This is a genomic window from Sphaerochaeta sp. UBA5836, assembly GCF_002432845.1.
Lineage (GTDB): Bacteria > Spirochaetota > Spirochaetia > Sphaerochaetales > Sphaerochaetaceae > Sphaerochaeta.
Map to the genome: position 1 here is coordinate 1 of NZ_DJGW01000009.1, position 7,890 is coordinate 7,890.

A 7,890-nucleotide genomic window follows, 5' to 3' on the forward strand; every position below is an offset into this window, starting at 1 on the left:
GCTGTGTTTGCTCTGTCAAGGAACAGTGGGTATGAACTGATAATAGCTGTAAAAACATCCATCATATCCCTGAATGTGGGCTATACTCTCAACTATATGGGAACTGCAGAGCCGAAACGAATTGGGTTTTTGGCAACCCAGTTTGATGAGTACTATCAGAATCTCGTCTTTCACGGCGCCTTGGAGGAAGCAAGGCGCTATCCCGTGCAGCTCATCTTCTATGAAGGGAGCAACACTGAAACACTTACCAAGTCGGGGGCATTGGACGATACAGCCTTCAATCTGGCCGCAAAGACCCGGCTTGATGGTCTGATCGTCATGACCAATACCATGGGTTCCTCATTTTCGCGGGAGCGCATCGCCGGCTATCTGGCTTCCTTCTCCCATATGCCCATCGTCTCGATCGGCCTGGAATTCGACAACGTGTACACCCTGCGTCCCAAAGCAGGTTGCGGCATGGTTCAGCTGACCAGCCATCTGGTGGAGGTGCACCACCGCAGGCGGTTCTTGTTCCTTGCAGGGCCTGAGGGACACCCGGAGAGCGAAGCACGCAAGAGTGAGTTTTTACATACGCTGTCCGAACTCCTTCCCGAGGCTGAACCTGTAATACTCTATGCAGATTTTCTGGAAGAGCGGGCATATGAGACAACAATCGCTTTGATCGAAGGACACTGGAACTTCGATGCAGTCGTTGCTGCCAATGACCAGATGGCTTTCGGTTCCATCAGGGCATTGGAGGAGCATGGAATCCGCGTACCTGCCCAGGTATCGGTAACGGGCTTTGACGATATTCCCTACAGCGTCCTCTCCATTCCCGCCCTTACCACCATCCATCAGCCTACCAGTGAACTCGGAAGAAGAGCCATCGGTTATTTGGCAACGGAACTGGGATTGGGTTCCTCCGAACCGACCAGCATGGTCGCCGACCTGAGCACATCCTTTGTCATTCGGCAGAGCTGCGGCTGTATGAACGGCGGTACGGGGGATGCAGCATCCACAGTCGACCAACTGCAGATGCGTCTGAGAAACCTGTTCTCCTTGCAGGTTGGAGAACGTTCACGTTCAGCTTTTCTCAGGCGTATCGAAGCCGCTGTTGTCAGGACGTTCAAGCTCGAGGAGATACTCGTTGAATTGTCCCATGGCCTGAAGCGGTTGGGTATTCGGTTTGCAGCTGTGGTAATGGTCGATGAACGCAGGAAAAACACAAGCCGGGCAAGTCTTTTCATGCTCCTCAATGGTGAGGAAGTCCAGATTTTTACCCCCAACGGGCAACAGTTCTCCACCCGTTCGCTGCTTCCCCAAGGCCTCCCCAAAGATTTTCAGGCTTATGTATGCGAATCCCTGCAATTCGGATCGGAGCAGATGGGGTATTTCATCTGCACTCCCGATGCCAAGGACATGCATGTGTATGCCTCGCTTCGGGATCTGATCACTACTTCCATGAAAGGGGCCTTGATCATGTCCTTGGAGAAGGACCGTGAACTTATCCTGCAACGGGAGGTACATGAGCGCACCGGCGAGCTTGTGGCGGCCAACAAACAACTGAAGAGAGAGATTGCCCAACGCAAGGAGCTCGAGCAAGAACTGTTGGAGGTTTCGAATAACATCATGACCCGCATCGGGCAGGACATCCACGACGATTTGTGCCAGGATCTGGCAGCACTGGGAATGCTTGCCGCTACGCTTGAGTCGGCGCTCAAGAAGACAGAATTGGCCGGAGCCCGGCAATTGGCCAAGAATATCAGCGAGTCGGCACTCAAGAGTGCCTATACAGCCAAGCAGATCGCCCGGGACCTGTTCCCCTCCGATCTGCAGGACAACGGCTTTGTTGCTTCCGTGATGCAGCTGGTGAAGTCGAAGAACGTCACCGATGGAAATATGGTCACCCTCGAAATCCAGCCGGGCTTCCACATTGATGACAAGCAGCAGGCAATTCAGCTGTATCGCATTATCCAGGAGGCGTTGAACAACGCACTCAAACACGCAAAAGCCACCCGGATTACGGTCAACTTGCTGCATGATGAGCAATCGGCAACGGTGGAGGTTGTTGACGACGGGGTAGGCTTTGAAGTGAAGAAAGGCAGGACGGCAAGCGGTATGGGAATGAAGATCCTTACCTATCGAGCCAACCTGATCGGTGGTGACCTGCATATCGCATCGTCTCCTTCTGGGACGGTGGTCAGCTGCAGGGTTTCCCTGCAGGAGGGTGCATGAAAAAGAATACGTTTGTCATTATTGACGATCATCCGCTCTATAGAAGCGGTATAAGCGCACTGGTGCGTGAAGGATTGGGTTTGGAGTGCATCGGCGAGGCCGGGTCCCTTTCGGAGGGGAGGCAGCTGCTCGATGCCGTTGAACCGACACTTGCAATCGTCGACATCTCCCTGTTGGGTGAGAGCGGACTGACACTCGTCAGTGAGTGCAGGACCCGCCATCCCAAGCTAAAAATCCTGGTGGTCTCCATGCACGACGAAAACCTCTATGGGGAACGGGCCATCGCCAGTGGTGCGAACGGGTACATCATGAAGCATGCAAGTCCCGCCGTCCTGCTTGAGGCGATCAAGCGCATTCTTCGTGGCAAGCTGGGGATCAGCGAGAATCTGAAGCAGCGGATGGCAGATAGGGTATAGGCAGATTTTTCCTGCCCTTTCGTGCTACAATTAGGAGAAACCATTGTAAAGGAGCTTCCATGCAGCACACCATTGTTATTCTTGATGGCTATACCGAAAACCCTGGAGACCTGAGTTGGGACGGCTTTGCCGAGCTTGGGTCCCTGACCGTCTACGATCGAACCAAGGAAGAGGATATTCTCTCTCGTATCGGTGATGCCGATATCGTCATCACCAACAAGACTCCACTGAGCAGGGAGGTTATAGAGCAGGCTCCCAACATCAAATATATCGGGGTGCTCGCCACCGGCTACAATGTAGTCGATACCCAGGCGGCGAAAGAAAAGGGTATTCCTGTTTGCAACATCCCGACCTACGGCACCGATGCCGTCGCCCAGTTCGCCTTTGCCCTGCTTTTGGAAATCGCCCATCATGTCCAGCATCACAGTGATGCGGTCAAGCAGGGACGGTGGACAAGCAGTCCTGATTTCTGTTTCTGGGATTATCCGCTCATCGAGCTTGCAGGCAAGACCATGGGTCTTATCGGCTACGGCAGGATCGGGCAGGCTGTGGCAAGGATCGCCCGTGCTTTCGGCATGCTGGTCATTGCATATGATTCCTATCAAGATCCAAAACATCAGGATGTGTATGTGTCGCTGGATGAACTGCTGCAGAGAAGTGATGTGATCTCCCTGCACTGCCCGCTCTTTGAGGCTACGAAGGGAATCATCAACAAGGACTCCATTGCAAAGATGAAGGACGGGGTGATCATCCTCAACAACAGCCGCGGTCCTCTGATCGTCGAGCAGGACCTGGCCGATGCATTGAACAGCGGCAAGGTGTATGCGGCAGGATTGGATGTGGTCTCGACCGAACCGATCACGAAGGACAATCCTCTTCTTACTGCAAAAAACTGCCTGATCACTCCCCACATCAGCTGGGCTCCGAAGGAGAGCAGGCAACGGCTTATGGACATTGCAGTCGACAACCTGCGTTCATTTCTTGCAGGCAAGAGCAAGAATGTCGTGAACGCTTAGGTGAACGTATTGGTCTTCCGGTTGACATAACGAACCTGAAATTACATAGTCAGCCATATGAACATACCTGAAATAATGTCTAAGGAACGGTGGCAACGGGTGTTGGAACATTCCCAGGGCCGTGAGACACCGTTCCAGCTGATTCTCTCCGACGTAATCGAAGAGAAATACCATGAGCTTCGCCAGGCGCTTCCGTTTGCGAAGGTGTATTATGCGGTGAAAGCCAATCCCGCGCCGGATGTTTTGCGCTTGCTTGACCGTCTAGGGTCGAATTTTGATGTGGCATCGGTGTATGAGCTGCGTCGGCTGCAGGATCTGGGGATCAGCGCCGATCGCATGAGTTGCGGCAATACCATCAAGAAGTTTGAGCATATCAAGGAGTTCTATGCTGCCGGTATTCGATTGTTCGTTACCGATAGTGAAGGGGATTTGAGAAATATTGCGATGGCCGCCCCCGGCTCAAAGGTCATGGTCCGCCTGATGGCCGAGGGAGCCCAAACTGCCGACTGGCCGCTTTCCAGAAAGTTCGGCTGCAGCCCCGATCTTGCAGGAGACCTGCTGGTGCTGGCACGAAAGCTGGGCCTGCAGCCTTGGGGCCTCTCGTTTCATGTGGGATCGCAGCAGCGTGACATCACAGCTTGGGACAGTGCTCTCTCGAAGGTCAGCTACCTCTTCACCTGGCTTAAGGAGAATGAGGATCTTACCCTCTCCTGCATCAATATGGGAGGAGGGTTCCCTGCCACCTACCGCGAACGGACAAACCCGGTCCAGACCTATGCCGATGAGATCAAACGGTACCTGGAAGAAGACTATGGGGATGTACTGCCTGAGATAATCATCGAACCCGGACGTTCGCTTGTTGGTGATTCCGGGGTGCTCGTCTCGGAGATTGTACTCATCTCCCGTAAATCCCGAACGGCGCTTGAGCGGTGGATATACCAGGACTGCGGCCGCTTCGGCGGGCTTATGGAAACCCTGGGGGAAGCCATCCACTATCCGATACGTTGTGAACGCAACGGGCCTCAGGAACAGGTAATTCTTGCAGGACCGACCTGTGATTCCATGGATACGCTGTATGAGGATTACCGCTATGATCTCCCCCTGAGCCTTGCTGTTGGAGACAGGCTGTATTGGCTTTCCACAGGAGCCTACACCAGCAGTTACTCCGCCATAGAATTCAATGGGTTTCCGCCGTTGCAAACCTTTGTCATCTGATGGGGGTTGGGCTCTGATTTTCTCCCAATGCCAAGAAACGCCTGGTTTGGCTTACCTTCGGGTAGGCTTTTTATTTGTAAAGAACTCATACTGAAGTCCTTGGTTTGTAGGGGTAATGAGACGAATGATAGATTAATTCCTATAAAATTGTTTGAATTATCAAATAACATAAGTAAAAAATATAATGACACTAGAAAATGTATAATATTTGTTGACAGCTATCAAAAGTCATTTTACTCTGTGGGTAGATGGGGAGCCTTCCATAGGCACCCCGAGAATTACTTCTGGAGGAAGAGATGAAAAAATTACTCTCAGTTCTTATGATTCTTGTGCTCGCCATGTCATTCGTAATGGCTGCCGGACAGGGAGAAGCTCCTGCTGAAAGTGCAGCTGACAAGTGGCCCCAGCAGCCGATCAACCTTGTGGTTGCGTTTGCTGCCGGCGGTAACTCCGACTACAACGCCCGTGCCATCAGTAAGTACCTGACCAAGGAACTCGGTCAGCCTGTTGTCGTTACCAACATTGCTGGTAGCGGTGGTTCCATTGCTGCTGCCCAGGTCAAGGAAGCAAAGAACGATGGATACACCGTCCTGGTTTCCCAGCTCTCCATGAACATCGCCCAGGCTGCAAAGATGGTTGACTTCGGTTTCCAGGACTTTGAGGTTGCTTGTGTTTTCTCCGCATCTGCTGACGAAGTCCTCGTGGCCAATGCTGACGCTCCCTTCAACAATGTCCAGGAGCTGATTGCCGAATCCAAAAAGAACCCCGGCAAGTACAAGCTGACTGCCAATACCGGTGCTTCCACCCAGTGGATTGCCATTGGTTTGCAGCAGGCTGGTGCCCAGCTTAACGTAGTTTCCAGCGGTGGATCCGGCGAACGCCTTCCGCTTCTGCTTGGTCGCCACGTTGATTTGATCCCGATGCCGTACAATATGGTTCAGGACTATGTAGACAAGGGCCAGTTCAAGTACATCGCCAATGTCAGCAACCAGAGATCTGCAGCTCTTCCTGATCTGCCTACCCTCCGCGAGAGTGGTGTGAACGCTGGTTACTCCTACTACAACACGATGTTCTTCCCCAAGGGCACCGATGCCAAGATCGTAGAGAAGTTCAGCACTGCAGTCGGCAAAATTGTCAACACCAATGCTGACTACCAGAAGGAAATTGCGGCTCTCTTCCAGGCTCCCACCTACATGAATACCGCTGACACGATTGCTCATTGGACCAAGGAACTTCAGGAAATGATGGCCATCAGTGACCTGCTCCAGGGCAAATAACTGATTCGCTCGCATCGTTTGGAATGGTTGGTCTGGGAACAGGGTTTCCGGACCACCTATCTGCATAGCTCGTACACAAGGAGCAGATCCTATGAATAAAGCAAACAAGAAAGAGCTGGGAGTGGGAATTTTCTTCGCCGTTCTTTCGATCTTCTACATTGCAGAGTCGCGCAATATATCGACATTCACTCCCTTCGGGAACCGTGGTCTCGACTCCCAGTCCATCCCGGCTATGATCGGCTGGCTCTCCATTGCTCTCAGTGCCATCCTCATTGTGACCACCATCCTCAAGGATAGGAAGGAACGCAAGGGTTTCACTCAGCAGAACGAGCAGATCTGCGACCCCGATCAGGTGGTCTGCATCGATCCTCCCAAGGGTGCAAAGCTGCAGGGCCTTTTGCAGGTGGTGCCCCTCAAGCTGTTGCTCTCCTTGCTGTTTCTGTTCTTCTACTTCCTGCTCTACCAGCGGATCGGGTTCATCCTTTCCAGTATCTTCTATCTGGTTGCTCAGTCTTTCCTGCTCACCGAGAAGGGAAAGCGCAAGAAATGGGCGCTCTTCATCATTCTCTTCTCCATTGGTGTATCGGTGTTGATCTACTTCATTTTCACCCGCTACTTCACGCTGTTCCTGCCCAGAGGCATTTTAGGATAAGGGGGTCGATCCATGTTTGGAATGCTGCTTGAAGGCTTTGGAGCCGTCTTTACCGATCCTTTGTCCATCGTCATGATTTTCATCGGCACCACCGTTGGTATCGTCTTCGGTGCACTGCCCGGTCTCACTACAGTTGCAGGACTTTCCATGTTCCTGCCCATCACGTACGCAATGAGCAGCGGTACCGGCCTTTCGATGCTGACCGCCATCTATATCGGCGGAATGAGCGGCGGTCTGATCTCGGCCATCCTGCTCAACATCCCCGGCACCCCAAGTTCGATCGCAACCTGCTTTGATGGTTCTCCCATGGCCAAGAATGGCCAGGCCGGAAGAGCCTTGGGTCTTGCGGTGTTTGCTTCGCTCATTGGTACTGCAATCAGCTTGTTGTTCATGGTTGTACTCAGCCCCACCTTGGCGAACCTTACGATCAAGTTCGGCCCGTGGGAGTATTTCTCCGTTACTGTCTTTGCCCTTACCCTGATCTCCTCGCTCACCGGAAAGTCCATCGTCAAGGGTTTGCTCAGTGCACTCTTCGGCATGATGTTCGCCACCGTGGGGCTTTCCCCGATCGACAGCTCCAAGCGCTTCACCTTCGGGTCCCTGCAGTTGACCAGCGGTTTCAACCTATTGGCGGTATTGGTAGGTCTGTATGCCATCAGTGAGGTGCTCTCCACCGCGGGGAGTGAGCAGGAGAAGGGACAGATCCGCGAGTACAAGATGCGGGGCCTGGGATTCACTCTCAAGGACCTCAAAGGCCAGGGCGTCAACTTTGTTCGTTCCTCCCTGATCGGCCTTGGCATCGGAATCCTGCCTGGTATCGGCGGTTCGACGAGCAACATCATTGCCTACTCGGTGGCCAAGACTTCAAGCAAGCACCCTGAGAAGTTCGGTACCGGTATCCCCGACGGCATCATTGCCAGTGAGGCAAGCAACAACGCCTCGATCGGTGGTGCCATGATCCCGCTGCTTACCCTGGGTATTCCTGGTGACGGAGCGACAGCCATCCTGCTCGGCGGCTTCATGCTGCACGGCATGCAACCCGGTCCGCTTTTGTTCCAGTCCAACGGGGCAACAGTCTATCAGATTTTCGCTTCGATGAT

Annotated in this window: 7 protein-coding genes; all 7 read left to right on the top strand. The window is 53.1% G+C overall.

Translation table 11 applies throughout. From position 1 onward, the window contains the following. Positions 1 to 2,214, top strand: a 2,214-nt coding sequence (locus tag B3F49_RS00650) for a substrate-binding domain-containing protein (RefSeq protein ID WP_293908533.1), incomplete at its 5' end; no start/stop codon positions are given. Then, positions 2,211 to 2,630, top strand: a complete 420-nt coding sequence (locus B3F49_RS00655) for a response regulator (protein ID WP_293908534.1) — start codon at positions 2,211 to 2,213, stop codon at positions 2,628 to 2,630. The genes B3F49_RS00650 and B3F49_RS00655, both read left to right, overlap by 4 nt. Positions 2,631 to 2,689: 59 nt before the next feature. Continuing rightward, entirely contained in the window at positions 2,690 to 3,646 is a 957-nt protein-coding gene (locus B3F49_RS00660) for a D-2-hydroxyacid dehydrogenase (RefSeq protein ID WP_293908535.1), read from the top strand. A 75-nt stretch (positions 3,647 to 3,721) separates the two neighbouring features. After that, positions 3,722 to 4,861 (top strand): type III PLP-dependent enzyme, encoded by a 1,140-nt coding sequence (locus tag B3F49_RS00665; RefSeq protein WP_293908536.1) that lies wholly within the window; start codon positions 3,722 to 3,724, stop codon positions 4,859 to 4,861. Between the two features lie 296 nt (positions 4,862 to 5,157). Then, positions 5,158 to 6,138, top strand: a complete 981-nt coding sequence (locus B3F49_RS00670) for a tripartite tricarboxylate transporter substrate binding protein (RefSeq protein ID WP_293908537.1) — start codon at positions 5,158 to 5,160, stop codon at positions 6,136 to 6,138. Between the two features lie 91 nt (positions 6,139 to 6,229). Further along, positions 6,230 to 6,790 (top strand): tripartite tricarboxylate transporter TctB family protein, encoded by a 561-nt coding sequence (locus B3F49_RS00675; protein WP_293908538.1) that lies wholly within the window; start codon positions 6,230 to 6,232, stop codon positions 6,788 to 6,790. Positions 6,791 to 6,802: 12 nt separating this feature from the next. Beyond that, on the top strand, positions 6,803 to 7,890 hold a 1,088-nt coding region (locus tag B3F49_RS00680; RefSeq protein WP_293908539.1), incomplete at its 3' end, for a tripartite tricarboxylate transporter permease.

What these genes read in the sequence shown, in the direction of transcription:
- B3F49_RS00665 (WP_293908536.1), top strand. Translation starts at nt 3,722, where the DNA reads ATGTCTAAGGAACGGTGGCAACGGGTGTTGGAACATTCCCAGGGCCGT.
- B3F49_RS00655 (WP_293908534.1), top strand. Translation starts at nt 2,211, where the DNA reads ATGAAAAAGAATACGTTTGTCATTATTGACGATCATCCGCTCTATAGA.
- B3F49_RS00670 (WP_293908537.1), top strand. Translation starts at nt 5,158, where the DNA reads ATGAAAAAATTACTCTCAGTTCTTATGATTCTTGTGCTCGCCATGTCA.
- B3F49_RS00660 (WP_293908535.1), top strand. Translation starts at nt 2,690, where the DNA reads ATGCAGCACACCATTGTTATTCTTGATGGCTATACCGAAAACCCTGGA.
- B3F49_RS00675 (WP_293908538.1), top strand. Translation starts at nt 6,230, where the DNA reads ATGAATAAAGCAAACAAGAAAGAGCTGGGAGTGGGAATTTTCTTCGCC.